The organism is Gulosibacter sediminis (assembly GCF_014904065.1).
Classification (GTDB): domain Bacteria; phylum Actinomycetota; class Actinomycetes; order Actinomycetales; family Microbacteriaceae; genus Gulosibacter; species Gulosibacter sediminis.
This window is the reverse complement of the sequence record NZ_JACXJG010000003.1, coordinates 14,146-14,606: the sequence shown is the minus strand read 5'-3', so window position 1 is coordinate 14,606 and position 461 is coordinate 14,146. Positions and strand designations below refer to the sequence as shown.

General features: G+C 72.2%; 1 protein-coding gene. It reads left to right on the top strand.

The genetic code is table 11. The features are described from left to right. The coding region (locus ID132_RS13315; RefSeq protein ID WP_459562415.1) for an HAD family hydrolase at positions 1-333 on the top strand (333 nt) is incomplete at its 5' end. Between the last annotated feature and the right edge of the window lie 128 nt (positions 334-461).

Below are 461 nucleotides of genomic sequence, written 5' to 3'. Positions count from 1 at the left end.
GACAGCGAGCACCCGCTCGCCAAGGCCATCGTCACCGCCGCCAAGGACAAGGGCCTTGCCCTCCAGCAGGCCAGCGGCTTCTCATCCTCGCCCGCCGTCGGCGTCACCGCGACCGTCTCCGGCCAGAAGGTCCGCGTCGGCGGGCCCCGGCTGCTCGAGGAGACCGGTCAGCACGAGGTCGGCACGGCCGAGGCATGGCGCTCCGACGGCGCGATCATTCTGCACGTTCTCCGCGGCGGCCAGGTGGTCGGCGGGCTGAGGCTCGCCGACGAGGTCCGGCCAGAATCCCGCGACGCCGTCGACGCCCTCCACGCCCTCGGTNGGTCGTCATGATCACCGGCGATGCCGAGGCGGTCGCGAACGAGGTCGGACGGGAGCTCGGCATCGACCGCGTCTTCGCCGGCGTGCGCCCGGAGGACAAGTCCGCGAAGGTCTCCCAGCTGCAGGAAGAGGGCAAGAGG